We start from the raw sequence: 25519 nt of genomic DNA, 5'->3' as shown, positions 1-25519 counted from the left end.
TGAGGGCGGTGTGATAGCGCCATTGCGGCGGGCGCGCTATGGTCCGCCTCGTGGAGTAGAGTAATGGATCGGCCGGGCGAAACCACGCATTTTGGCTTCAGGGACGTGCCCCTGGGCGACAAGCAGACGCTGGTGAACGATGTGTTTCACAGCGTGGCGTCGCGCTATGATTTGATGAACGATTTGATGTCCGGCGGCCTGCATCGGGTCTGGAAGGACATCATGATCACCGCGCTCGACCCGCCGCGAGGCGACCGGCCGTTCGCGCTGCTCGACGTCGCCGGCGGCACCGGCGACATCTCCTTCCGCGCCGCCAACGCCGCAGGCCCCGGCTTCCATGCCACCGTCTGCGACATCAATTCCGGGATGCTGGAGGTAGGCCGCGAGCGCGCCGCCAAGCGGCATCTCGAGACCCAGGTCGATTTCGTCGAAGGCAATGCCGAAGCGCTCGCTTTCGCCGACCGCAGCTTCGACGCATATACGATCGCTTTCGGCATTCGCAATGTGCCGCGGATCGATCTCGCGTTGGCCGAAGCCTATCGCGTGCTCAAGCCAGGCAGCCGCTTCCTCTGCCTGGAATTCTCCACCGTCGAGATGCCCGGGCTGGATCGCCTTTATGACCTGTTCTCGTTCAAGGTGATCCCGCCGCTCGGCCGCATGATCACGGGTGACGCCGAGTCCTACCAATATCTGGTCGAGTCGATCCGCAAGTTTCCAAGACCCAACGCCTTCGCCGACATGATCCGTGACGCCGGCTTCGCCCGCGTGAACTGGCAGATATTGTCCGGCGGCATCGTCGCACTGCATTCGGGCTGGCGTTTGTGATCTCTGCCATAACCCATAGTGCGCGCCTGATGCGCGCCGCGTTCGTCTTTGCGCGCGAGGGCGTGTTCGGCGCCGTCGATCCGAGCCTGGTGCCGCCGCCCGGGCAGCTCGCGCTGAAGCTTGCGCGCATCATCGAGCGGCGCGGCCCGAAGCACGGCCCGCGGCTGTCGCGTGCGCTGACCCGGATGGGCCCGGCCTATCTCAAGCTTGGACAATTTCTGGCGACCCGCCCCGACGTCGTCGGCGTCATCATGGCGCGCGATCTCGAAAGCCTTCAGGACCGCCTGCCGCCGTTCTCGCAAGCCGAAGCGGAAGCCGTGATCGCGACCTCGCTGGAACGGCCGCTGACCGATGTGTTCGCGAGCCTTAGTGCGCCGGTCGCAGCCGCCTCGATCGCACAGGTACATCGCGGCGAGGTCCTGCGCGACGGCATCCGCAAGGCGGTCGCCGTGAAAGTGCTGCGGCCGAACGTGGCCGCACGCTTCCGCCGCGACCTCTCCGACTTCTTCTTCGTCGCATACAAGGCCGAATCCTATTCGTCCGAGGCGCGGCGCCTGCGCCTCATCGAGGTCATCAACACCATGTCGCGTTCGGTCGCGATGGAGATGGACCTGCGCCTCGAGGCCGCGGCGCTGTCGGAAATGGCGGAGAACACGCGCGACGATCCTGATTTCCGCGTACCGACCGTCGATTGGGACCGTACCACGCATAACGTGCTGACGATGGAATGGATCGACGGCATCGCGCTGAACGATCACAAGCGCCTGGCAGAATCGCAGGTCGACCTGCCCGATCTCGGCCGCAAGGTGATTCAGAGCTTCCTGCGCCACGCGCTGCGCGACGGCTTCTTCCATGCCGACATGCACCCGGGCAATCTGTTCCTGGATGACGCGGGTCGCCTCGTCGCGGTTGATTTCGGCATCATGGGCCGGCTCGGCATGAAGGAGCGGCGCTTCCTCGCCGAAATCCTGCTCGGCTTCATCACCCGCGACTATCGTCGCGTCGCGGAAGTGCACTTCGAGGCGGGCTATGTGCCCGCGCATCACTCGGTCGAGAACTTCGCGCAAGCGATCCGCGCCATCGGCGAGCCCATTCACAACCGCACGGCGGAAGAGATCTCGATGGCGCGGCTGCTGACGCTGCTGCTCGAGGTCACCGGCCTGTTCGACATGACCACGCGGCCCGAGCTGATCCTGCTCCAGAAAACCATGGTGGTGGTCGAGGGCGTGGCACGCGGCTTCGATCCCAAGCTCGACATCTGGAAGGTCGCCGACCCCGTGGTGCGGGAATGGATCGAGCGCAATCTCGGCCCGATCGGCCGGGTCCAGGGCGCGATCTCCGGGACCGGCGATCTCGCGCGCATCCTGATGCGTCTGCCTGACATCGCCGAGCGCTCGGTTGCGGTGCTCGAACAGCTGGAGACCATGACCCGGGAGGGCATCCGGCTGTCGCCGGAGAGCATCGCGGCGATGGGCCGCAGCGAGGGCCGCAAGAACCGTTGGCGCACCGTGGCGCTCTGGATCATTGCCGCGACCTTCATCGGCATCCTGATCGCCGTCCGGAATCTTTGATTGCAGTGCAATCACACAGATGCTAGCATCGCTATCATTTGTGCTGGAGGGGCGTCATGGCGAGCCTGACCATTCGCAAGCTCGACGAAGGCATCAAAACTTACCTCAGGCTGCGCTCGGCCAAGAACCGCAGGTCGGTCGAGGAAGAGGTCCGGGTCATCCTCGGGGAGCTGATCGAAGGCCGTGAGGAGCCCCTGACGCCGTTCACGGCGCCGCCCGCGGCCTTCACCACCCCGATTCCTCAACGCACCGGCGCCGTTCCAGAAGCCAGCGTCACCCTGATCATCGGCGGCGGGATCGCGGCGTACAAATCGCTCGACCTGATCCGAAGGCTCAAGGAGCGGCGGATCGAGGTCCGCTGCGTGCTGACCAAGGCGGCGCAGCAATTCGTCACCGCGCTGGCCGTGAGCGCGCTCTCGCACGAGCGCGTCTACACCGACCTGTTCGATCCCCAGAGCGAGTTCGACGCCGGTCATATCCGGCTGGCGCGGGAGTGCGACCTGATCGTGGTGGCGCCTGCGACCGCGGATTTGATGGCCAAGATGGCCAACGGCCATGCCGACGATCTCGCCAGCGCCATCCTGCTCGCGACCAACCGCAAGGTCCTGCTCGCGCCGGCCATGAATCCGCTGATGTGGAACAACGCGGCGACGCGGCGCAATGTCGCGCAGCTTCAACGCGACGGCGTGATGTTGATCGGGCCGAATTCCGGCGAGATGGCGGAAGCAGGTGAAGCCGGCATCGGCCGCATGTCCGAAGCGATCGAGATTGCGACCGCCGCCGAGCGGCTGCTGCGGCCGCCGGTGCCGCGCCCACTCGCCGGCAAGCGCGTGCTGATCACCGCAGGCCCGACCCACGAGCCGATCGACCCGGTGCGCTACATCGCCAACCGATCCTCCGGCAAGCAGGGCTTTGCGATCGCCGCCGCCGCACAGGCCGCGGGCGCCGAGGTGATCCTGGTCAGCGGCCCGGTCGATCTCAGCGATCCCCAGGGCGTGACGGTCAAGTATGTGGAATCGGCGCGGCAGATGCTGGAGCAGGTGCAGGCCGCGCTTCCCGCTGACATCGCGATCTTCGCCGCCGCAGTCGCCGACTGGCGGGTCGTCAATGAAGGCGAGCAGAAGCTGAAGAAGACCTCGGCCGGCATGCCGCCGCTCCAGCTGGTCGAGAACCCCGATATCCTCGCGACGATCTCGAAACTGACCGACAAGCGTCCGCCACTGGTGATCGGCTTTGCCGCCGAGACCGAGCACCTCATCGACAACGCGAAGTCGAAGCTTGCCCGCAAGGGCTGCGATTGGATTGTCGCCAACGACGTCTCTCCCGCAACCGGCGTGATGGGCGGGGACCGCAACACCGTGCACCTCATCAGCCGCAACAATGGTGCCGATAACGGCGAGATTGCAGTTGATTCCTGGCCGGCGATGACCAAGGAACAGGTCGCCATTGAACTGGTCGCGCATATCGCAAAGAGCGTGACCGGCAAATCCCGGGAGCCCGCATCTTGAGCACCAAAGTCACCGTCGAACTGCAGCGCCTGCCCCATGCGGAAGGGCTGCCGCTGCCGGCCTACCAGACCAATGATGCCGCCGGTCTCGACCTCATGGCGGCGGTGCCCGAGAACGAGCCGCTGACGCTCGCGCCCTGCCAATACGCGCTGGTGCCGACGGGCCTCGCGATAGCGTTGCCGCCCGGGTACGAGGCGCAGGTGCGGCCGCGTTCCGGCCTTGCCGCCAAGCACGGCGTCACCGTGCTGAACTCACCGGGCACGATCGACGCGGACTATCGCGGCGAGATCAAGGTGATCCTGATCAACCACGGCCAGACCGCCTTCGTGGTCAAGCGCGGCGAGCGCATCGCACAGATGGTGATCGCGCCAATGGTGCAGGCCGCGCTGGTTCCCGTGGCGACCCTGTCAGCGACCGACCGCGGTGCCGGCGGATTCGGCTCGACCGGCCGCTAGGCGCGGTGACGCGCTGAAGTCGAATCGAGTCCGACATCGGCGCTCTCTCCGTTCCCTCCCCCCTTGTGGGGGAGGGGCAGGGAGGGGGGTGCCGCTCGGGGACTCTATCGAGAGCGTACCCATCCTCATTGCATCATCGACAACTGGCACCTTTTCCTAGGCTACCCCCCTCCCTAGCCCTCCCCCACAAGGGGGGGAGGGAACGCACCTCCGTTGGAGCGCCAATCGAGTCTCATCTCATTGGTCGCTCGCGCACGACAATCCCAACCGAATCATCCCGACGAACGACGCGGCCCGGAACACCGCGCCCCGCATTTTTTTGGGGTCGCCGTTGCGTTCACGGTCTGGACTCTTACCGGTGGAGTCACGGTGAGGGTATTGTCGTTTGATTCGCGCGCGACGGGGGTCGCCGCGCGCAAATTCGTGCGATCTTGGGGCAACTATGTCAGGCGTGATCGTGTCGATGCGTCGGACGCTGCTGTCGTGCACATCGCTCGTGCGCAACGGCTTGTTGGGAAGCGCTCTCGCAGCGCTGCTGCCGGCTGCGCCGGCTGAGGCCGCCGACCTCGTCGACACACTCTCAGCATTGCTGGATTTCAACCGGCAGGAACTCGCGGTGCTGGCCACCGCGCTGGCCTTGCTCGGCTTCTCGGTGGTCGCCGCGATCCTCCTGATGCGCACGCGCGTGCGCACGGCGAAGAATGAGGCGCGGCTGCGCGCCCGGATCGGGGAACTCCAGCTCCAGGCCGACCGCTTCGGCGCACTGCTGTTCGCCGAGCCGCAGATCCTGATCTCCTGGCCGGCCGGCGACAATCGCGCGCAGATCTCCGGTGACATCTCCATGGTGCTGCCGCGCGACTCCTCTCCACAGCGCGTGCTCGCGTTTGGAACCTGGTTGCCGCCGGAACCGGCGCTCCGGATGGATCACGCGGTCGATGCGCTGCGCGACCGCGGCGACGGGTTCCAGCTGACGCTCACCACCGCGCATGGCCACACGCTGGAGGCGATCGGCCGCGCCATCGGCGGCCAGGCCATCGTCAGGATTCGCGAGCTCTCAGGGCTCCGCCGCGATCTGGCCGAGACCAATCTGCGTTACAAGGCCCTCTCCGACGAGACGGAAATGCTGCGCGGCTTCGCGACCGCCGCACCCTGGCCGATCTGGGCCAAGGGCGAGAACGGCGCGCTGGCTTACGCCAACCCCGCCTATGTCCGTGCGACCGAGGCGGCCAGCATCACCGACGCCCAGGAGCGCAAGCTCGAGCTGCTCGACAGCGCCGACCGCACCGCGATGGAGCGGGGGCTGAAGGAAACGGCCAATTTCACCTCGCGCCTGCCGATCGTGATCGGCGGCGAGCGGCGCATCTACGACGTGCGCGCCGTCAATGTCGGCGGCGGCAATGTCGGCGTTGCCATTGATGCCAGCGAAGCGGATGCCTTGAGCTCGGCGCTGGTGCGGATGGCGGAAGCGCATCGCCGCACGCTCGACCAGCTCTCCTCCGGCGTTGCCGTGTTCGACGGCCAGCGCCGGCTTGCCTTCTACAATGATTCCTACCGCCAGCTGTGGGACCTCGACCGCACCTTCCTCGACGCCAACCCTGACGATTCCAGCGTGCTCGACAAGCTCCGCGCCGCGCGCAAATTGCCGGAGCAGCCGGACTTCCGCGCCTGGAAGGCGAAGCTGCACGAGGCCTATCGGGCGGTCGAGGCTGCCAAGGACACCTGGTACCTGCCCGACGGCCGCGCGCTCTCCGTCGTCACCACGCCGAACCCCGAAGGCGGCGTCACTTATCTGTTCGACGACGTCACCGAGAGCCTCGAGCTTGCCCGCCGCTTCGACGGCATGATCCGGGTCCAGCGCGAGACGCTGGACAGCCTCGCCGAGGGCGTCGCGGTGTTCGGCAGCAACGGCAAGGCGCAGCTGTTCAACCCGGCCTTCGTCCGGATGTGGAAGCTGTCCGCTGACGCCATGCGCGACGAGCCGCACATCCAGACCGTCGAGGGCTGGTGCCATCAGCTGTTCGATGACGCGATCGTCTGGCGGCAGATCCGCGAGGCCGTCACCTCGATCGAGAGCCGCGCCGACGTTCCGCTGAAGCTGGAGCGCAAGGACGGCAGCGTGCTCGACGGCATGATCAGGCCCCTGCACGACGGCGCCACGATGCTGACGTTCCAGGACATCACCGACACCGAGAACGTCGAGCGCGCGCTGCGCGAGCGCAACGAGGCGCTGGAGGCCGCCGACCAGATGAAGGTGGATTTCGTCCACCACGTCTCCTACGAGCTGCGCTCGCCGCTCACCACCATCATCGGCTTCGCGCATTTCCTCAGCGATCCCTCGACCGGGCCGCTGACGCCGAAACAGGCCGAATATCTCGACTACGTCACCAAATCGACCAATGCGCTGCTGGCGCTGACCAACAACATCCTGGATCTCGCCACCATCGACGCCGGCGCCATGAAGCTGGAACTCGGCCCGGTCGACGTCAGCAAGACCATCGAGCTCGCCGCCGAGGGTCTCCAGGACCGGCTCGCCACCGACCGCATCCGCCTCAAGGTCGAGATCGCGCCCGATGTCGGCAGCTTCACCGGCGACGAGAAGCGCGTGGTGCAGGTGCTCTATAACCTCCTTGCCAATGCCGTCGGGTTTTCTCCACCGGATTCCACCGTCGGCATCAGCGCCCGCCGCACCGAACGCAGTGTGGTCTTCACGGTGACAGATTCCGGGCCTGGAATACCTGCCGACATGAAGGACAAGGTGTTCAACTGGTTCGAGAGCCGCTCGCAAGGCTCGCGTCATCGCGGCGCCGGGCTCGGCCTGTCGCTGGTGCGCTCCTTCGTCGAGTTGCATGGCGGCAACATCCGGGTCGATTCGATCGTGGGCAGGGGCACGGTCGTGGTCTGTGATTTCCCGACCGACCAGGCGGCGCATCGCGACGCCGCCGAATGACTGCGCCAACCACATTCTGCGTCGCGCTCCACAACGAGACGGCCACTGCGCAATTGATGGCCGACCTCGCGCTGCTGGTCGGCCCCGGCGATGTCATCACGCTCACCGGCGATCTCGGGGCCGGCAAGACCGCGGCGGCGCGAGCCATGATCCGCTACCTCGCCGGCGACGATGCACTGGAAGTGCCGAGCCCGACCTTCACGCTGGTGCAGGGCTACGAGCTGCCGCCATTCCCGGTGATGCATGCCGACCTCTACCGCGTCGAGGACGAGAGCGAGCTCGAAGAGATCGGGCTGTCGCCGCTGCCGGAAGCAACCCTCGTCCTGATCGAATGGCCGGAGCGCGCGCCCTCGGCGATGCCTCAAGACCGCATCGACATCGCGCTGACGCACCGGCCGGCACTGGGCTCGAACGCACGCGCCGCCGACATCACCGGCTATGGCAAGGCTGCCGCCATCGTCGCGCGGCTAAAGGCGCTGCGAGAATTCCTCGATGCATCCGGCTACATGGAGGCAACGCGCAAGCGGATGGCAGGCGACGCCTCGACGCGCTCCTATGCGCGGCTGCTGCGCGACGACGAGATCGTCATCCTCATGAACTCGCCGCAGCGCCCGGATGGCGCTGCGATGTACAACGGAAAATCCTACAGCGCCGCGGTGCATCTCGCCGAAAACATCAAACCCTTCGTCGCCATCGATGAGGGCCTGCGCGCGCAGGGAATCTCCGCGCCCGCGATCCATCATTCCGACCTCGACCACGGATTCCTGGTCAGCGAAGACTTCGGCAGCGAAGGCGTGATTGAGGGCGATCCGCCCCGCCCGATCACCGAACGCTACGAAGCCGCCGTCGATTTGCTAGCCGTGCTGCACGGCAAGACGCTGCCGGAGACGCTGCCGCTCGGGGGGCAGACCTACGCCATTCCCGTCTTCGATACCGAGGCACTGCTGACCGAAATTGGGTTGATGCCGGAATGGTACCTGCCCGATCGCAACGCGCCGCTGGACGACGGGAAGCGCGCCGAATTTTTCGCGATGTGGCGCGAGCTGCTGCAGAAGCCGCAGGCCTCGCCGAAGACGTGGATCATCCGCGACTATCACTCGCCGAACCTGATCTGGCTCGGGAATCGCACCGGCATCGAACGCGTCGGCGTGATCGATTTCCAGGACACCGTGCTGGGGCCGCAATCCTACGACGTGGTGTCGCTGCTCCAGGACGCCCGCATCGATGTGCCCGAGGCGATCGAACTGACGCTGCTGTCGCGCTACATCAAGGCGCGCCGCGCCAGCGCCGCGAGCTTCGACGCGGCCGGCTTCGCGGAGCTCTACGCCATCATGTCGGCGCAGCGGAACACGCGTCTGCTCGGCACCTTCGCCCGCCTCAACCGCCGCGACGGCAAGCCGCATTATCTGCGTCACCAGCCGCGGATCTGGACCTATCTCCAGCGCTCGCTGGCGCATCCCGCGCTCGCCCATCTGCGCGACTGGTATCTCGCCAATGTCCCGCCACCCCGAAGGCCGGCCCAAGGCTGAGGCCCAAGGCTGAAAAGGCTAGCAGGGGCGGAAAAGGCTGATTCGGGGCCCGATTTACCGGCTGTTAGCCAAGACACCGGTAATCTAGCGGCGAGGCAGCCGGATGATTACGGGGCTGGAGCAGGGCAGATGGCGGTGAAGACGGACCAGCGCGGCAACAGCCGGGTTGTTTTCGAACGCGGGATCGCAGCCCAGATGATGGGTATCGACGGCACCTGGCGGCGCGATTGCACCATGGAGGACGTCTCCGACAGCGGCGCCAAGCTGACCATCGACGGCTCAGTCGAAGGCTTGCATCTGAAGGAGTTTTTTCTGCTGCTGTCGTCCACCGGACTTGCGTACCGACGCTGCGAGCTCGCCTGGGTCAATGGCGACCAGATCGGCGTCAACTTTCTCAAGCTCGGCGACAAGAAGAAAAAGACGCGTTCCACATCCATCGGGGCGTAACGGCAACACCCGTCGTACAAGCGTCACGGCAGGTGGTTAAGGCGATTAAGACGCGGTGCGGTCAGTCGAACCTCGTGTTAGGATTGCTGCGAACGCGAAATCAGTAGGTCTGAGAAAGCGAAGGATGTCCGTCAAACCGACCAAAGCCATGGTGCTCGCCGCAGGGTTCGGCCTGCGCATGCGTCCGTTGACGGACAAGATGCCGAAACCGATGGTTCCGGTGGCCGGCCAGCCGCTGCTCGACCACGTGCTCGACAAGCTCGCCCACGCCGGAGTGAGCGAGGCGGTGGTCAACGTGCACTATCTGCCGGACCAGATCATCGATCACACCGCATCCCGCCAGCATCCGCGCGTGACCATCTCGGACGAGCGCAACCAGGTGCTCGGCACCGGTGGCGGCGTGGTCAAGGCACTGCCGCTGCTCGGGGACGCACCGTTCTTTCACGTCAATTCCGACACGCTGTGGATCGACGGCGTGCGCTCGAACCTGACGCGGCTCGCCGAAAACTTCGACCCTGAGCGCATGGACATTTTGCTGCTGATGGCGCCGACGGCGACCAGCATCGGCTATAGCGGCCGCGGCGATTACGGCATGCTGGCGGACGGCGCCCTGCGCAAGCGCAAGGAAAAAGAGGTCGTTCCGTTCGTCTATGCCGGCGCGGCGATCCTGTCGCCGTCGATCTTCGCCGATGCCCCCACGGGCGAGTTCTCGCTGACCAAGATGTTCGACCGTGCCAACGAGCAGGAGCGGCTGTTCGGCCTTCGCCTCGACGGCGTCTGGATGCATGTCGGCACGCCTGATGCCGTCCACGCGGCCGAAGAGGCGTTTCTGGAGAGCGTGGCGTAGGGCCGCTCTCGCGCACGGTGCCGTAGGGTGGGCAAAGCGAAGCGTGCCCACCATCTAAGCTGAAATTCGCGGAAACATGGTGGGCACGGCGCGTTGCGCCTTTGCCCACCCTACGGCACCTGTTCTGGTCCGGCGAACAGCGGGGACTATCTCCCTCCACCCATATCCATTTGAGTCCGCCTCCCTATATTGGCGCCTGATTCCCGAATCAGGCAGCTCATGCGCGTTTTCAGCGTTCCCATCTCAGTTCCGTTCCTGCGCACCGTCGTCTCCAGCCTGCTCGACGGCCGGCTGGTCGAGGGCTTTGAGGCGCGCAAGGAACCGGCGCGGCTGGCGGACGCCACGCTGTACCTGCCGACACGGCGCGCCATGCGCGTCGTCCGCGAGATCTTCCTCGACGAGATGAAGGCGGATGCGGTCGTGCTGCCGCGCATCGTCGCGCTCGGCGACATCGACGAGGATGAGCTCGCTTTCGCCGATGAGGGCGAACAGTTTTCCGGCGCAACGCCGCTCGACATTCCGCCGCGGCTCGGCGAGCTCGAACGGCGGCTGACACTGGCGCAGCTCGTCGCGGCCTGGGCCAAGGGCCCGGTGCTGTCTCCGCTGGTCGTCGGGGGCCCCGCCTCGACGCTGGCGCTGGCTTCCGATCTCGCGCGTCTGATCGACGACATGGTCACGCGCGGCGTCGACTGGAGCGCGCTCGATGGCCTCGTACCTGATATGCTCGACCGGTACTGGCAGCACTCGCTTGAATTTTTGCGTATCGCGCGCATCGCTTGGCCGGGTCATCTCGCCGAAATCAAACGCATCGAGCCCGCTGCCCGCCGCGACCTCCTGATCGATGCCGAAGCCAAGCGGCTGACCGCGCATCACCAAGGCCCCGTGATCGCGGCCGGTTCGACCGGCTCGATGCCGGCCACGGCAAGATTTCTCCATGCAGTCGCCTCGCTGCCGCATGGCGCCGTGGTGCTGCCCGGCCTCGACACTGATCTCGACGACGATGCATGGCGCAGCATCGGCGGCGTACGCGATTCGCTCGGCAAGTTCGCTGAGCACCCGGTCTCGAACCATCCGCAATATGCCATGCACGCGCTGCTGGATCGGTTTGGCATCAAGCGCAGCGACGTCGATAGTCTCCAGCCACCGGCGGAAGGCGGTCGCGATCTGCTGGCGTCGGAATCGATGCGGCCCTCGGCCAAGACCGAGATATGGCACGACCGGCTGAAGCAGCCGGATGTGGCCGCGAAGATCACCGGCGGCATGAAGAACCTCGCGGTTGTCGAAGCCCCCAACCCGGAAATGGAAGCGCTCGCCATCGCCATCGCGATGCGCGAGGCGCGGCACCTCGACAAATCCGCGGCGCTGGTCACGCCCGATCGCGCGCTGGCGCGGCGGGTGATGGCTGCGCTGACACGATGGGATCTCGCATTCGATGATTCCGGCGGCGATGTCCTGATGGAAACCGCCGCCGGCGTCTTTGCGCGACTGACAGCGGAGGCTGCGACCAAGGGATTGGAGCCGCCGACGCTGCTGGCGATGCTGAAGCATCCGCTATGCCGGATCGGCCGGGCGTCTGGTGCATGGAAGGCGGCGATCGAAGACCTGGAGCTCGCTTTGTTGCGCGGCACGCGCCCGCCCGCGGGCACCGCCGGCCTGTTGCGCGAATTCAATCGCTTTCGCGAGGAACTGGCAAAGCTGTGGCGCAGCGAGGTCTCCGCGCTGCACAAGGCCGAGCCGCGTGCACGTCTCAAGGCCGAAGACCTCGATCGCATTCAGGTGCTGATCGATGGCTTACGACAAGCCTTGGCGCCGATCGAGAGTCTTGCATCATCAAGACCATATGACTTCGCCGAACTCGCGCATCGGCATCGCGAGATCATGATCGAGCTGTCGCGCGACGAGCAGGGCATCCCGCTGGCGTTCGAGGAGCGCGAAGGCCTCGCGCTCGCGAGCGCCTTCGACGATCTCCTGCGCGGCGGCACGACCAGCGGATTGATGGTCACGCTGCCCGACTACGCAGACGTCTTCCAGACCGCGTTCAGCGATCGCGCGGTGCGGCGGCGGGACAGGCCGGGCGCGCGCTTGCAGATCTACGGCCCGCTGGAATCGCGCCTGATGCAGGCCGACCGCATCATCGTTGGCGGCCTGATCGAGGGGGTCTGGCCACCGGCGCCGCGGATCGATCCGTGGCTGAGCCGACCGATGCGGCACCAGCTCGGCCTCGATCTGCCGGAACGCCGCATCGGCCTCTCCGCCCACGATTTTGCGCAACTGCTCGGTGGCGACGAGGTCATCCTCACCCACTCCGCCAAGGCCGGCGGTGCGCCGGCGGTCGCCTCGCGCTTCCTGCATCGGTTAGAGGCGGTCGCGGGCGATGCGCACTGGAAGGCCGCGATTCGCGCGGGCGAGAAATACGTGCGGTTCGCAGCCGCGCTGGACCAGCCCGACGAGGTGAGACCGATCAAGCAGCCCGAGCCGCGACCGCCCCGCGCGACCCGGCCGCTCAGGATGTCTGTGACCGGGATCGAGGACTGGCTGCGCGATCCCTATACGATCTACGCAAAACACATTTTGCGGCTCGACGCGCTCGATCCCGTCGACATGCCGCTGTCGGCCGCCGACCGCGGCTCGGCAATCCATGATGCGCTCGGCGAGTTCACGGAACGCTACGCCACCGATCTGCCAGATGATCCCTCACGCGTGCTGCGCGCGATCGGCGAAAAATACTTTGCGCCATTGATGGAGCGACCCGAGGCGCGGGCGCTGTGGTGGCCGCGCTTCCAGCGCATCGCGCGCTGGTTCGGCGAATGGGAGACGGCGCGGCGCGGCGCGATCGAGGTGATCACCGCGGAAACCCGCGGCGAAATCTCGATCCCGCTCGACCATGGGCGCAGCTTCCGTCTCTCCGCTCGCGCCGACCGCATCGAACGGCGCCAAGGCGGCGGCTACGCTATCCTCGACTACAAGACCGGCCAGCCACCGACCGGCAAGCAGGTCCGCATGGGCCTGTCGCCGCAGCTCACGCTGGAAGCCGCGATCCTGCGCGAGGGCGGTTTTCCCGACATCGATGCTGGTGCGTCCGTGAGCCAGCTCGTCTATGTTCGCCTGAGCGGCAACAATCCGCCGGGCGAGGAGCGCGTTCTCGAGCTCAAGTATAGGCAAGGCGACGAGCCGCAGCCGCCGGACACCGCGGCTGCTGAGGCCAGGGCCAAGCTCGAGGCGCTGATTCGCGCCTTCGACGACGAGAACCAGCCCTATACCTCCTTGAACCTGCCGATGTGGACCAACCGCTACGGCGCCTATGACGATCTCGCCCGGATCAAGGAATGGTCCGCGGCCGGTGGATTGGGGATCGAGGAATGGTGAAGGCACCGCGCCCCATCCCGGATGAGTTGCGCGCGCGACAGGCGCGCGCATCGGATCCGACCGCGTCGGCCTTCGTGTCGGCCAATGCCGGCTCGGGCAAAACGCATGTGCTGGTGCAGCGCGTGATCCGCCTGCTGCTCTCGGGCGTGCCGCCGGAAAAGATCCTCTGCATCACCTTCACCAAGGCGGCTGCCGCCAACATGGCCGAGCGCGTGTTCACCACGCTCGGGCATTGGGTGACGCTCGACGACACCGCGCTCGATGCGGCGATCCGTGACGTCGGCATTCCCCATCCGGACCGAAAACTGCGGCGCGAAGCGCGCAAGCTGTTCGCCTGCGCGCTGGAGACGCCGGGCGGGTTGAAGGTGCAGACCATCCACGCGCTGTGCACGCGCCTGCTCCAGCAGTTTCCGTTCGAGGCCAATGTCCCCGCGCGCTTTGCCGTGATCGACGAGCGCGACCAGACCGACATGATGGAGCGCGCCAATCTGAAGGTGCTGCTGGAGGCCGCGCGCGACCCTGAAAGCATCACCGGCCGCGCGCTGCAGACCGCGATGGCGAGCGCCGCCGACGTCATCTTCAAGGAGGTCGTGCGCGAGGCATGTCTCAGCCGCGACCACTTCATGGCCTGGACCGATGAGGCCGGCAACGCCGAGGCCGCTGCTGCGCAGATGGCGGCCGTGCTGGGCGTGGACGCAAACGACCGCATCGAGGATGTCGAGACGGAGATTCTCGACGGCCCGTATCTGCCGCGATCGCGCTGGGACGACATCGCCTTCGCGCTGGAAGACGGCAGCAAGTCCGACAACGACCAGGCCAGCCGGCTCCGCGAAGCAAAGGCGTTTTCCGGTGCCGCGCAGGTCGATGCCTATCTCTGCGTCTTCCTGACCGACGAAAAGCTGCCGCGCAAGGCGGTGCTGACCAAGAAGTTCGGCGAGCAGAAACCATCCGTCGCCCGCCTGTTCGAGAACGAGGCGCAACGCCTGGCAGGATTGATCGAGAAGCGCCGCGCGGTGACCATGCGCGACCGCAGCGCGGCCCTGCTGCATATCGCAACCGCCGCCGCCGCAAACTACCGTCGCGAGAAGCAGGAGCGCGGCCTGCTCGACTATGACGATTTGATCGACAAGACGCTGGCGATGCTCGACCGCGTTTCCTCGGGCTGGGTGCATTACAAGCTCGACCGCGGCGTCGATCACGTGCTGATCGACGAAGCCCAGGACACCAGCCCGCGGCAATGGGACATCGTCGCGCACATCATCTCGGAATTCACCGCCGGCGATGGTGCGCGCGAAGGCCTGAATCGCACCGTCTTCGCTGTCGGCGACGAGAAGCAGTCGATTTTCTCCTTTCAGGGTGCTCAGCCCCGGGAGTTCGACGCACGCCGACGCGAGCTGCACCGCAAGTTCACGGCGGCCGGACTGAAATTCGATCCGGTCGCCTTCACCTATTCGTTCCGCTCCGGCGCCGCGATCCTGCATTCGGTGGACCACGTCTTCCGCGAGCCCGCGATCTACAAGAGCATCCATTCGCTCGAGACCGGTCATCCCCTGCACAACGCTCTCGGCGATGCAGGTCCCAGCGTGATCGAGCTCTGGGACCTTGCGGAAGCCGACGACAGGCAGGAGATCGAGGGCTGGCGCGCGCCGTTCGACGGCGTCGCCGCCACCAGCCCCGAGGTGAAGCTCGCGCGCCGGATCCAGACCGAGATCAAGCGGCTGGTCGAAAGCGGCACGCTGACGGGCCACGAGGGCGAGCGGCGTCCCCTGCGTTATGGCGACATGCTGATCCTGGTGCGCCGCCGCGGCAACGCGTTCGATGCAGTGATCCAGGCGCTGAAGCACGCCAACGTTCCGGTCGCCGGCGCCGATCGGCTCAAGCTCACTGAGCACATCGGAATCATCGACCTAATGAATCTTGCGGACGCGCTGCTGCTGCCGCAGGACGATCTCGCGCTCGCGGTGGCGCTGAAGAGCCCGCTGTTCGGGCTCGATGACGACGATCTGTTCCAGCTGGCCCATGACCGCAAGGGATCGCTTCGCCGCGCGCTCGGCGAACATGCCCCGACAAGCGAGACATTCACTGCGGCGTTGCGACGCCTCGAAGCCTGCGAAACCCGAGCCCGCGAGGAGACGCCGTTCGCCTTTTACGCCTGGTTGCTCGGGGGCGACGGCGGACGCGCGCGCATGCTGCGCCGGCTCGGCCATGAGGCCAATGACGCGCTCGATGAGTTCCTGGAGCTGGCGCTGAATTACGAGCGCAAGGCGCCGGCCTCGCTGCAGGGTTTCATGGCCTGGCTGCGCTCGGCCGATACTGAGGTGAAGCGCGACATGGAGATCTCGCGCGACGAGGTGCGGGTGATGACCGTGCACGGCGCCAAGGGCCTGGAGGCCTCGGTCGTGTTCATGGTCGACACCACATCGTCGCCCGCGGATTCGCAGCGGCTCCGGCTGATCCAGGTCCCGCGCGGCAATGGCGGCGAGGTGGTGGTCTGGGCCGGACGCAAGGCGGACGATCCCAAGCCCGTCGCCGACGCCCGCAAGGCGATGCTCGAGGAGACCGAGGACGAATACCGCCGCCTGCTCTACGTCGCGATGACGCGCGCCGCCGACCGGCTCATCGTCGGCGGCTGCATGCCCGGCAACATGAAGACGGTCCGCAAGCTGAGCTGGTACGATCTGGTCGACACCGGGCTCGCCGGCTCGGGCCTGGCGAAAGAGACGATCGAGACGCCGCTGGGAAAGGTAACGCGCTTCTCCCGACCGGAGGATGTCGTGGCGCTGGGCACGCCCGCGATCTCGTTGGACCAGACGACCGCGCTCCCGGTCTGGCTGCGGACGCCGGTACCGCCCGAGACCATCGAAGACGATCCGGTGCGCCCCTCCGGCCAGCCGTCCGGGGAAGGTCGCACCGTGCTGTCGGGCGAATCAGTGCAGTCCCGCGCGCTCGCGCTGCAACGCGGCACGCTGGTGCACCGGCTGCTGCAATCGCTCCCCGACATCGCCATCGAGCGCCGGCGCGAGGCGGCGCTCGGCTTCATGGCACGCAACGCCGCGGACTGGGCGGAGGCTGACCGCGCCGCGCTGGCCGACAAGGTGCTCGCTTTGATCGCCGAACCACGGTTTGCCCCGGTGTTTGCCGCCGGCAGCCGGGCGGAGGTCGCGATCGTCGGCAGGCTGGAGCGGCAGGGCCACGCCCCAGCGCTGGTGTCGGGCCAGATCGACCGGCTGGTCGTTCGGCCGGATGAGATCCTGATCGTCGATTTCAAGACCAATCAGGCGGCTCCCAAGAGCGCCGCCGCGGCGCCCGTCGCCTATGTCCGGCAGCTGGCGCTGTACCGGGCGGTGCTATCGAGGCTTTATCCCCAAAAGCCGATCCGCGCCGTCCTGCTCTGGACCGAGGCCCTTGAATATATGGAGATTTCGGCTCCCGCGCTGGACGCGGCGCTGGCATCTCTTCATCTCGGTGTGAGCGTCCTTGACCCGGCAAGGAGCCATTCATAGGTTGACGCCATGATCTCGGGCGCGATTCCCGTCGCGCCCTTCTCTCAGGTACGAGGTACTCCCATGGCCGTTGGTAAGGTTTCTGACACCGATTTCGAAGCCGAAGTGCTCAAGGCAAACGGCCCCGTGGTCGTCGATTTCTGGGCCGAGTGGTGCGGCCCCTGCCGCATGATCGCACCCGCGCTCGACGAGATCGCCGGCGCGATGGGCGACAAGGTCAAGATCGTGAAGCTCAACGTCGACGAGAGCCCGAAGACCGCGTCGAAATATGGCGTGATGTCGATCCCGACCCTGATGATCTTCAAGGGCGGCGAGATGGCCTCCCGCCAGGTCGGCGCGGCGCCGAAGGCGAAGCTGCAGCAGTGGATCACTTCCGCGGTCTGATCCGGCTCGCACAAGAATATTTTTGGAAACGGCCGGCGAAAGCCGGCCGTTTTGCGTTGATGGGACATGTCCAGCGTATGATGAGTCCCGCCTGTTGCCTCCTCCTCCCGCAAAGTGCGCGCGAAAATCGACGTCCCTCGTGGCGATGGAGGCGCGCTCGGTCGACGAGATCCCGCGCGGCAAGGAGTGGCAATACGAGCCGAAATGGGATGGCTTCCGCTGCCTGCTGTCGCGCAACGGCGGCAGCATTGATCTGCGCTCGAAATCCGGTGAAGACCTCGCGCGCTATTTCCCTGAGATCGTCGCCGCGGCGCTGAAGCTGAAGGCGGATCGCTTCACGCTCGACGGCGAGATCGTCGTGCCGCACGGCAAGGGATTTTCCTTCGACGCGCTCCTGCAACGCATCCACCCTGCAGCGAGCCGCGTGAACAAGCTCTCGGAGGAGACGCCGGCGCTCTATCTCGCGTTCGATCTGCTTGCGACGGCCCGGGAGAAACAACTTGCCGAGCAGCCGCTGAGCGAACGACGGCCGGCGCTGGAAGCGTTTGCCAAGGCCCATCTGAAAGGCAGCATCTTCCGCCTCTCACCGGCGACCACGAGCTACGCCATTGCGAGGAAATGGCTGGCGCAATCCGGCGGCGGCTCGGACGGCGTCATCGCCAAGCGCATCGACCTGCCCTACCAGGCGGGAAATCGCGACGGCATGCAGAAGATCAAGAAATTCCGCAGCGCCGATTGCGTGGTCGGCGGCTTCCGCTATGCCACCAACAAGATCGCCGGCCGGAAGGTGGTGGGATCGCTGCTACTCGGACTCTATGACGACGAAGGTCTCCTGCATCATGTCGGCTTCACCTCGGCGATCAAGGCGACGGACAAGCCCGATCTGACCGATCGGCTGGAGGCGCTGATCGGCGAGCCGGGCTTCACCGGCAACGCGCCGGGCGGGCCGAGCCGCTGGTCCACCGAGCGCTCGGCCAAGTGGTGTCCGCTCAAGCCGAAGTTGGTGATCGAGGTTTGCTACGACCATTTCAGCGGCGAGCGCTTTCGCCACGGCACCTCGATTCTGCGCTGGCGTCCCGACAAGGCCCCGCGGCAATGCAGCTTCGAGCAGCTGAAGCAGAAGGTGGCCGATCCGATGAAGCTGTTGAAACAGCCGTAACCGGTAGCCCGGATGGAGCGCAGCGTAATCCGGGGCCGTCGTCATTTGTGGCACGATTCCTGGATTGCGCTTCGCTCCATCCAGGCTACGAGGCGACGGCGCTAGGCAATCCATCCCGTCGCCAGCGCGTTCGCCAGCTCCGGCTGGCCGTTGCGGCGAGCAAGCGCGGCCATCGCCTCATGATCGTAGACGACATGGCGGAACGTGACCTGCCAGGCACCATCGGCCAGCTCGAGGATCGCGTAACGCGCGTGCGGCGTACCGGCCTCCACGACATGCGGGAACGGATGCTTGTCGCGATAGCCGGGGCTGCCGACGCTGCCGGGATTGACGATCAGCCTTCCATCTCGAAGTCGCACGGCACGGGCGAGATGGGTGTGGGCGCACAGGATCAGCGATTGCGTGATGCCTTGCGCAAATTGCTCGATGCGATCGAGCGGCGACAGCGCCACCGCGCCGTCGGGATGCACGGTATCGAGCCAATAGACTTCGTCACTGTCGGGCGTCGCGTGGCAGAGGAACACCTGCTCGCGAAAGACGCGCGTCATCGGCTGGGCACGCAGCCAGTCGAGTTGCGCGGCGTCGAGCGCTGCATGGGCCGGACGATCCCACGAACCCATCTTCTCCGGAGGACGGTCGAGCAGATAGCGGTCGTGATTGCCGAGCACGTGCACGGCATCGAGCTGCATCAGGATTTCGATGGTCCGGCCGGCATCGAGCGGACCGCTCAGCATGTCGCCGAGATTGACGATGTCGGAGACGCCTTGCGCGCGGATGTCGGCGAGCACAGCTTCCAGCGCGAGGTAATTTCCGTGGACGTCGGCAATCGCTGCAAAACGCATGGGTCTTCCTGTAGCCCGGATGGAGTGAAGCGTAATCCGGGGCCTTTGTCGCTTTTGGTACAATCCCGGATTGCGCTTCGCTCCATCCGGGCTACCCAACCTCTATGCAGGAGGCGTGCCGTTGATGGCGAGCACGTGGCCGGCGAGATAGAGCGAGCCGGTGATCAGGATGCGCGGCGGCACTTCGTAGGCGAGCTTCGCCAAGGCGCGCAGTGCGGCCTCGACGCCGGGCGCGGGCTCGACGCGCATGCCGAGGCTGCGGGCGGCATCCGTGAGGCGGTCGACCGGCATCGCGTTGTCGGTGTCGGGAATCGGCACCGCGATGATGTGACGGGTCAAACCCGCGAAATTGGCGAGAAAAGCCTGCGCGTCCTTGTTGGCCATCATGCCGGCGATCACGACCAGCGGCCGCGACACCCGCTCTTCGAGATCGCCGAGCGCGGCCGCCGCAACGCGGCCGCCTTCCGCATTGTGGCCGCCGTCGAGCCAGATCTCCGAGCCCTGCGGGCCGAGAGCGAGCAACTCGCCCGAAGCGATGCGCTGCATCCGTGCCGGCCATTCCGCACCGACGATCCCGGCCTCGAACGCCGCTTGGTTGATCTTGAAGGCGTTGGTGGCCCGCAGCGTTGCGATGGCGAGACCGGCATTGTCGAACTGGTGGCGACCGAACAGGCGCGGCGCTGTGAGATCCATCAAGCCGCGCTCGTCGGAATAAACCAGGCGCCCGTGCTCGACGTTGACATGCCAGCTCTCGCCCGCGGCAAACAACGGCGCCCGCATGCGCTTGGCCTGCGCCTCGACCACGGCCATCGCCTCACCCGGCTGCTCGGCGCACACCACGGGCACGCCCTGCTTGATGATTGCAGCCTTTTCGCCGGCGATCGACGTCAAAGTATCGCCGAGGAAATCCATGTGGTCCATGCTGATAGGCGTGATCACGCAGGCCGCCGGCGCGTCAACCACATTGGTTGAATCAAGCCGGCCCCCAAGGCCGACCTCCAGCAGAACCACATCGGCCGGGTTCTGCGCGAACAGGTGAAATGCAGCCGCCGTCTTGAGCTCGAACAGTGTGGCCGGCTCGCCGGCATTGACACGCTCGACCTCTTCCAGCGCCGCGCGCAACTCGTCGTCACCGACCAGCACGCCGCCACCGACGCGGCCGAGCCGGAAACATTCGTTGATGCGAACGAGATAGGGCGAAGTGTAAGCGTGGACGCGCAGGCCTGCGGCTTCCAGCGTCGCGCGCAGATAAGCCAGCGTCGAGCCCTTGCCGTTGGTACCGGCGATGTGGATCACCGGCGGCAGCTTGCGCTCGGGGTGACCGAGCCGCTCGAGCAGGCGGTGCATCCGATCCAGCCCGAGATCGATGCGTTTCTGATGCAGGGCCGACAGCCGCCCGATCAATTCGCCGAGCGGCGGCTTTGCGCTGTCAGAGGAAGCGTTCACGCGTGCGGCGCGGCCGGCGCCGTTTCGGGAGCCGATACGATCTGCGCCGGGCTCACGACCGGCTGCACCGGTTTGGATCCACTCTCCAGCGCCGGCGCCCTGGTCAACAGGCGGCAGAGCCGCGCCAGGGTCGGGCGCAATTCGTGGCGATGCACGACCATGTCGACCATGCCGTGCTCCTTGAGATATTCGGCGCGCTGAAAACCCTCGGGAAGTTTTTCGCGAATGGTCTGCTCGATCACGCGCGCGCCGGCAAAACCGATCAGCGCACCGGGCTCGGCGATCTGCACGTCGCCGAGCATCGCGTAAGACGCGGTGACGCCGCCGGTGGTCGGGTTGGTCAGCACGACGATGTAGGGCTGTTTCGCTTCACGCAGCATCTGCACCGCGACCGTGGTGCGCGGCATCTGCATCAGTGACAGGATGCCTTCCTGCATGCGCGCGCCACCACTGGCGGCGAACACGATGAAGGGTGATTTCTTCTCGACCGCAAGCTCGAGCCCGCGCACGATGGCTTCGCCCGCGGCCATGCCGAGCGAGCCGCCCATGAAGTCGAAATCCTGCACGGCGACGACGACGGCGGCACCTTCGAGTTTGCCGTAGCCGACCTTGATCGCGTCGTTGAGGTTGGTTCGCGCGCGCGCATCCTTGATGCGATCCACGTACTTCTTCTCGTCACGGAACTTGAGCGGATCGGGCGTGACGTCAGGCAGCGCGACGTCGTACCAGGTCTCGTTGTCGAAAATCGACTTCAGACGCGCCACCGCGTTCATGCGCATATGATAGTTCGAGCCGGGGATGACGAACTGGTTGGCCTCGACGTCCTTGTAGAACACGAGCTGTCCGGAATCCGGGCACTTGATCCACAGATTCTCCGGCGTCTCCCGCCGCAGCATGTTGCGGATCTTCGGCCGGACCACATTGGTAAGCCAGTTCATGGTTTGCTCCGATGTGCGATCCCGCCTGGGGACCGCCTGAAGAGATATATGGCGGCCGGGACCCGGCCCGGCAAGCCGCCATATCGTCGGCCTTGCTCGTCGGACTTGCTCGCCGGACTTGGCAGCGGAATTGTGGCCTATTCCGCCGCCTGTTGCGCGCCTTTGACGCCCTGGGCGAGTGCCGCCGTCAGCTCAGCGACGGCGTTGACGGTCTTGCCGGTGGCGCGCCCGTCCGCATCGAGGCTGTTCTTGAGGGCGTCGACCAGCGCGGTACCGACCACGGCGCCATTGGCATGCGAGGCGATTGCGCGGGCATTCTCCGGCGTGCGGATACCGAATCCGACGCAGACCGGCAGCTTGGTGTGCCGCTTGATGCGGATAACGGCCTCGCCGACGGCGGAGGCGTCCGCAGCCGCCGCACCGGTGATGCCGGTAATCGCGACGTAGTAGACAAAGCCCGAGGTGTTGGCGAGCACGGCCGGCAGGCGCTTGTCGTCGGTGGTCGGCGTCGCCAGGCGGATGAAATTAAGGCCGGCCTTCATCGCGGGCAGGCAGAGCTCGTCGTCCTCTTCCGGCGGCAAATCGACGATGATGAGGCCGTCGATGCCGGCGGCTTTCGCATCGACCAGGAATTTGTCGACGCCGTAGATGTAGATCGGGTTGTAGTAGCCCATCAGCACGATCGGCGTCGTGTTGTCGTCCTTGCGGAAGCCGCGCACGAGATCGAGCGTCTTCTTCAGCGTCATGCCGGCCTTGAGCGCGCGCAGGCCTGCCGCCTGGATCGAGGGACCGTCGGCCATCGGATCGGTGAAGGGCATGCCGAGTTCGATCACGTCGGCGCCCGCTTTCGGCAGCGCCTTGATGATCTCGAGCGAGGTCGCCGGATCGGGATCGCCGGCCATCACGAAGGTGACGAAGGCCGAGCGGCCGGCTTTCTTCAGCTCTGCGAAACGGGTGTCGATACGCGTGGTCACTTGCTCTTGCCCCTCAGGATGTCGCCGACCTGCGGGACGTCCTTGTCGCCGCGGCCGGAGAGGTTGACGACCATCAGGTGATCTTTTGTCCGCTTCGGCCCGAGCTCCATCACCTTGGCGATGGCATGTGCCGGTTCGAGCGCGGGGATGATGCCTTCCAGCTTTGACAGCAGCTGGAACGCTGCGAGCGCCTCGTCGTCGGTCGCGGAGAGATAGTTCACGCGGCCGATCTCGTGCAGCCAGGAATGCTCGGGGCCGATGCCGGGATAGTCGAGCCCGGCGGAGATCGAATGCGCGTCCTGGATCTGGCCGTCCGCGTCCATCAAAAGATAGGTGCGGTTGCCGTGCAGCACGCCGGGACGGCCGCCCGCGATCGATGCCGCATGCAGTTGCGTCAGCCCGTGGCCCGCAGCTTCGACGCCGAAGATCTCGACCGAGGAATCGTCAAGGAACGGATGAAACAGGCCCATCGCGTTGGAGCCGCCGCCGATGCAGGCGACCAGGGAATCCGGCAGGCGGCCTTCGATCTCCTGCATCTGCACCTTGGTCTCATTGCCGATGATCGACTGGAAGTCGCGCACCAGCGTCGGATAGGGATGGGGCCCTGCGACCGTGCCGATGCAGTAGAACGTGTTGTGCACGTTGGTGACCCAATCGCGCAGCGCCTCGTTCATGGCGTCCTTCAGCGTGCGCGTGCCCGACTGCACCGGGACCACCGTTGCGCCCAGCATCTCCATGCGGATGACGTTGGGCTGCTGCCGCTCGACGTCGACGGCGCCCATATAGACGATACATTCCAGGCCGAAGCGCGCGCACAGCGTCGCGGTGGCGACACCGTGCTGGCCGGCGCCGGTCTCGGCGATGATGCGCTTCTTGCCCATGCGCCGCGCCAGCATGATCTGGCCGAGCACGTTGTTCACCTTGTGCGAGCCGGTGTGGTTGAGCTCTTCGCGCTTGAGATAGATTTTGGCGCCGCCGAGATGTTCGGTCAGACGCTCGGCAAAATAAAGCGGCGAGGGCCGGCCGACGTAATTCTTGAGATAGCCGTTCATCTCGATCTGGAAGGCCGGATCGGCCTTGGCATCGGTGTAGGCTTTCTCCAGATCGAGGATCAGCGGCATCAGGGTTTCGGCAACGAAGCGTCCGCCGAATATGCCGAAATGGCCGCGCTCGTCGGGGCCGCTGCGATAGGAATTGGGTTTTACAACATTCATCGGACGCTCAACTCTTGATTTGCATCTTGGCTTGCGCGCGCGGCGCGAATGAAGGCCTTGATCATCCCGGGATCCTTCACGCCCGGGGCGCTCTCGACACCGGAGGAGACGTCCACACCACCGGCGCGGGTGACGCGAACGGCTTCGGCGACGTTCCCTGCATCTAGCCCGCCCGAAACCATATACGGCACGTTCAGCTCCAGGTTTCCGAGCAGATGCCAATCGAACGGTGCACCGAGGCCGCCCGGCCGCGTCGCGTCCTTCGGCGCGCGCGCATCGAACAGGATGCGTTCGGCCACCTCTGCGTAGCCGGGCAGCACGGCGAGATCGGCTGACGTTGCGACCGGCACGACCTTCATCACCGGGCGACCGAACCGCTGCTTGATGTCGCGCAGCCGGGCCACGCTTTCCGTGCCATGAAGCTGGAAAATGTCCGGCGACAGCGCGTCCATGATGTTGTCGAGCGTGGCGTCGTCGGCATCGACGGTGAGGGCGACCTTGAGCGCGCGCCGCTTCACCTGCCGGCCGAGCCCCCGGCCGGCTTCCAGCGACAAATGCCGCGGGGACGGCGGGAAGAACACAAAGCCCACCATGTCGGCACCCGCCTCGAGCGCCGTTTCGAGCGTCTCGGGCGTGGACAGGCCGCAGATTTTGACGAGCAGGGACATGTTCTCGACGGATATGGGCTCAAAGCAAATGGAGGCCGCAGGTCCGCGGCCGGAAAACGGGCTTTTCGGTTGCGGCCGCTTCTACAACGTCGCGCGCTGCTTGTCTCGCCCGACGGGCCCGTAAAGCCCCACCCCGGAGGGAACGGGGAGGCGCTGGGACTCGGGCCTTGCTGCGGCCGCCTGGGCCCGCAGATCGGCCAGCTCGCCTCGCGCGGCCCGGGCATCCGCGTCATGCCGGCGCGCCGCACGCCGCCAGTGCCGCTGGCCGAACCAGACGGCACAGCCGCCCGCGAGGACCCCGAGCGCGGCCACCACGATCAGGAGCAGGAACAGCGGCAGCGTGACCGAGAATGACGGGTCGTTGGACACGAAGGGATCGAACGAGACCGTGACGAAATGCCGGTTGGCGACGGCAAAGATCATCAGGATCAGGCCCAGCGGAATCACGACCAGCGCGGTCAGGAATTTTCGCATCTCGGCTCGCTCGCCTTGAATCAAAGTTGCGGCCGCATCGGTGGCGACCGCCGGAAACCCTGAGGTGGACCTCAGTCTGGCGCGCCTGGATCCGGATGGTCGCGATTCAGCCGTTCGCGCATTTCCTTGCCGGTCTTGAAGAACGGAACGCTCTTCTGATCGACAGGCACATGGGCGCCGGTGCGCGGATTGCGCCCTGCGCGTGCAGGGCGATGCTTGACCGAGAAGGCACCGAAGCCGCGCAACTCGACGCGGTCACCGCGCGCGAGAGCCGCTACGATCTCTTCGAGAATCGCATTCACAATGTTCTCGACATCCCGCTGGTACAGATGCGGGTTGTGCTCGGCGATACGCTGAACAAGTTCGGATTTGATCATCGAGAGATAGGACCCGGGAGCGTGCGGACGACCATTTCCGTGAAA

At 65.9% G+C, this 25519-nt stretch carries 20 protein-coding genes; 12 read left to right on the top strand and 8 right to left on the bottom strand.

What is annotated here, in order from left to right; all coding sequences use genetic code 11:
• Positions 1 to 63: 63 nt before the first annotated feature.
• The 12 genes from ubiE (at position 64) to FXB41_RS01185 (ending at position 18541) form a co-directional block, all read left to right on the top strand.
• On the top strand, positions 64 to 825 hold the full coding sequence (gene ubiE / locus FXB41_RS01240; protein WP_007598374.1) for a bifunctional demethylmenaquinone methyltransferase/2-methoxy-6-polyprenyl-1,4-benzoquinol methylase UbiE: 762 nt from the start codon (positions 64 to 66) through the stop codon (positions 823 to 825).
• The gene (gene ubiB / locus FXB41_RS01235) at positions 822 to 2396 is read left to right on the top strand and encodes a 2-polyprenylphenol 6-hydroxylase (RefSeq protein WP_007598375.1); all 1575 of its coding nucleotides are present in this window, start codon (positions 822 to 824) and stop codon (positions 2394 to 2396) included. Before ubiE ends, ubiB begins: the two co-directional genes overlap by 4 nt.
• A 56-nt stretch (positions 2397 to 2452) precedes the next feature.
• Positions 2453 to 3904, top strand: coding sequence for a bifunctional phosphopantothenoylcysteine decarboxylase/phosphopantothenate--cysteine ligase CoaBC (gene coaBC, locus FXB41_RS01230; RefSeq protein WP_219678830.1), 1452 nt, complete (start codon positions 2453 to 2455; stop codon positions 3902 to 3904).
• Positions 3901 to 4359 (top strand): dUTP diphosphatase, encoded by a 459-nt coding sequence (gene dut, locus FXB41_RS01225; RefSeq protein ID WP_219678826.1) that lies wholly within the window; start codon positions 3901 to 3903, stop codon positions 4357 to 4359. Before coaBC ends, dut begins: the two co-directional genes overlap by 4 nt.
• Positions 4360 to 4801: 442 nt before the next feature.
• A complete protein-coding gene (locus FXB41_RS01220) occupies positions 4802 to 7306 on the top strand; it encodes a sensor histidine kinase (RefSeq protein WP_219678823.1) in 2505 nt (834 codons plus the stop codon).
• Entirely contained in the window at positions 7303 to 8835 is a 1533-nt protein-coding gene (gene tsaE, locus FXB41_RS01215) for a tRNA (adenosine(37)-N6)-threonylcarbamoyltransferase complex ATPase subunit type 1 TsaE (RefSeq protein ID WP_219678820.1), read from the top strand. The genes FXB41_RS01220 and tsaE overlap by 4 nt, the downstream gene beginning before the upstream one ends.
• Before the next feature lie 129 nt (positions 8836 to 8964).
• On the top strand, positions 8965 to 9282 hold the full coding sequence (locus tag FXB41_RS01210; protein ID WP_007598394.1) for a PilZ domain-containing protein: 318 nt from the start codon (positions 8965 to 8967) through the stop codon (positions 9280 to 9282).
• Between the two features lie 124 nt (positions 9283 to 9406).
• Positions 9407 to 10129: a nucleotidyltransferase family protein gene (locus FXB41_RS01205; protein WP_007598395.1), complete on the top strand. Its 723-nt coding sequence runs from the start codon at positions 9407 to 9409 to the stop codon at positions 10127 to 10129.
• 219 nt (positions 10130 to 10348) lie between these two features.
• A complete protein-coding gene (gene addB, locus FXB41_RS01200) occupies positions 10349 to 13495 on the top strand; it encodes a double-strand break repair protein AddB (RefSeq protein WP_007598396.1) in 3147 nt (1048 codons plus the stop codon).
• Positions 13489 to 16998: a double-strand break repair helicase AddA gene (gene addA, locus FXB41_RS01195; RefSeq protein WP_219678817.1), complete on the top strand. Its 3510-nt coding sequence runs from the start codon at positions 13489 to 13491 to the stop codon at positions 16996 to 16998. Before addB ends, addA begins: the two co-directional genes overlap by 7 nt.
• A 63-nt stretch (positions 16999 to 17061) precedes the next feature.
• Positions 17062 to 17382: a thioredoxin gene (gene trxA, locus FXB41_RS01190; protein WP_007598398.1), complete on the top strand. Its 321-nt coding sequence runs from the start codon at positions 17062 to 17064 to the stop codon at positions 17380 to 17382.
• A 145-nt stretch (positions 17383 to 17527) separates the two neighbouring features.
• On the top strand, positions 17528 to 18541 hold the full coding sequence (locus FXB41_RS01185) for an ATP-dependent DNA ligase (RefSeq protein WP_219678931.1): 1014 nt from the start codon (positions 17528 to 17530) through the stop codon (positions 18539 to 18541).
• A gap of 101 nt (positions 18542 to 18642) precedes the next feature.
• Here FXB41_RS01185 and FXB41_RS01180 read toward each other — a convergent pair whose 3' ends face one another.
• The 8 genes from FXB41_RS01180 to FXB41_RS01145 all read right to left on the bottom strand — a co-directional run bounded on the left by FXB41_RS01180 (position 18643) and on the right by FXB41_RS01145 (position 25474).
• Positions 18643 to 19383 (bottom strand): metallophosphoesterase family protein, encoded by a 741-nt coding sequence (locus FXB41_RS01180; RefSeq protein ID WP_219678813.1) that lies wholly within the window; start codon positions 19381 to 19383, stop codon positions 18643 to 18645.
• 102 nt (positions 19384 to 19485) lie between these two features.
• On the bottom strand, positions 19486 to 20829 hold the full coding sequence (locus tag FXB41_RS01175; RefSeq protein WP_219678810.1) for a bifunctional folylpolyglutamate synthase/dihydrofolate synthase: 1344 nt from the start codon (positions 20827 to 20829) through the stop codon (positions 19486 to 19488).
• A complete protein-coding gene (gene accD / locus FXB41_RS01170; RefSeq protein ID WP_007598402.1) occupies positions 20826 to 21767 on the bottom strand; it encodes an acetyl-CoA carboxylase, carboxyltransferase subunit beta in 942 nt (313 codons plus the stop codon). Before accD ends, FXB41_RS01175 begins: the two co-directional genes overlap by 4 nt.
• Before the next feature lie 137 nt (positions 21768 to 21904).
• On the bottom strand, positions 21905 to 22741 hold the full coding sequence (gene trpA, locus FXB41_RS01165; RefSeq protein ID WP_219678808.1) for a tryptophan synthase subunit alpha: 837 nt from the start codon (positions 22739 to 22741) through the stop codon (positions 21905 to 21907).
• A complete protein-coding gene (gene trpB, locus FXB41_RS01160) occupies positions 22738 to 23955 on the bottom strand; it encodes a tryptophan synthase subunit beta (protein ID WP_219678804.1) in 1218 nt (405 codons plus the stop codon). The genes trpA and trpB overlap by 4 nt, the downstream gene beginning before the upstream one ends.
• Positions 23952 to 24623, bottom strand: coding sequence for a phosphoribosylanthranilate isomerase (locus FXB41_RS01155; RefSeq protein ID WP_219678801.1), 672 nt, complete (start codon positions 24621 to 24623; stop codon positions 23952 to 23954). The genes trpB and FXB41_RS01155 overlap by 4 nt, the downstream gene beginning before the upstream one ends.
• Positions 24624 to 24704: 81 nt before the next feature.
• The gene (locus FXB41_RS01150) at positions 24705 to 25097 is read right to left on the bottom strand and encodes a lipopolysaccharide assembly protein LapA domain-containing protein (protein WP_007598407.1); all 393 of its coding nucleotides are present in this window, start codon (positions 25095 to 25097) and stop codon (positions 24705 to 24707) included.
• A 71-nt stretch (positions 25098 to 25168) separates the two neighbouring features.
• Positions 25169 to 25474, bottom strand: a complete 306-nt coding sequence (locus tag FXB41_RS01145; protein WP_007598410.1) for an integration host factor subunit beta — start codon at positions 25472 to 25474, stop codon at positions 25169 to 25171.
• Between the last annotated feature and the right edge of the window lie 45 nt (positions 25475 to 25519).

It is taken from the genome of Bradyrhizobium canariense, assembly GCF_019402665.1.
Lineage (GTDB): Bacteria > Pseudomonadota > Alphaproteobacteria > Rhizobiales > Xanthobacteraceae > Bradyrhizobium > Bradyrhizobium canariense.
This window is presented reverse-complemented; position numbering and strand designations above follow the sequence as displayed.

Coding starts and splice junctions, on each gene's coding strand:
- FXB41_RS01220 (WP_219678823.1), top strand. CDS start 4,802: ATGTCAGGCGTGATCGTGTCGATGCGTCGGACGCTGCTGTCGTGCACA.
- ubiE (WP_007598374.1), top strand. CDS start 64: ATGGATCGGCCGGGCGAAACCACGCATTTTGGCTTCAGGGACGTGCCC.
- FXB41_RS01185 (WP_219678931.1), top strand. CDS start 17,528: ATGGAGGCGCGCTCGGTCGACGAGATCCCGCGCGGCAAGGAGTGGCAA.
- trpB (WP_219678804.1), bottom strand. CDS start 23,955: ATGAATGTTGTAAAACCCAATTCCTATCGCAGCGGCCCCGACGAGCGC.
- FXB41_RS01155 (WP_219678801.1), bottom strand. CDS start 24,623: ATGTCCCTGCTCGTCAAAATCTGCGGCCTGTCCACGCCCGAGACGCTC.
- FXB41_RS01150 (WP_007598407.1), bottom strand. CDS start 25,097: ATGCGAAAATTCCTGACCGCGCTGGTCGTGATTCCGCTGGGCCTGATC.
- trxA (WP_007598398.1), top strand. CDS start 17,062: ATGGCCGTTGGTAAGGTTTCTGACACCGATTTCGAAGCCGAAGTGCTC.
- FXB41_RS01180 (WP_219678813.1), bottom strand. CDS start 19,383: ATGCGTTTTGCAGCGATTGCCGACGTCCACGGAAATTACCTCGCGCTG.
- tsaE (WP_219678820.1), top strand. CDS start 7,303: ATGACTGCGCCAACCACATTCTGCGTCGCGCTCCACAACGAGACGGCC.
- addA (WP_219678817.1), top strand. CDS start 13,489: ATGGTGAAGGCACCGCGCCCCATCCCGGATGAGTTGCGCGCGCGACAG.
- FXB41_RS01205 (WP_007598395.1), top strand. CDS start 9,407: ATGTCCGTCAAACCGACCAAAGCCATGGTGCTCGCCGCAGGGTTCGGC.
- accD (WP_007598402.1), bottom strand. CDS start 21,767: ATGAACTGGCTTACCAATGTGGTCCGGCCGAAGATCCGCAACATGCTG.
- FXB41_RS01145 (WP_007598410.1), bottom strand. CDS start 25,474: ATGATCAAATCCGAACTTGTTCAGCGTATCGCCGAGCACAACCCGCAT.
- addB (WP_007598396.1), top strand. CDS start 10,349: ATGCGCGTTTTCAGCGTTCCCATCTCAGTTCCGTTCCTGCGCACCGTC.
- FXB41_RS01210 (WP_007598394.1), top strand. CDS start 8,965: ATGGCGGTGAAGACGGACCAGCGCGGCAACAGCCGGGTTGTTTTCGAA.
- coaBC (WP_219678830.1), top strand. CDS start 2,453: ATGGCGAGCCTGACCATTCGCAAGCTCGACGAAGGCATCAAAACTTAC.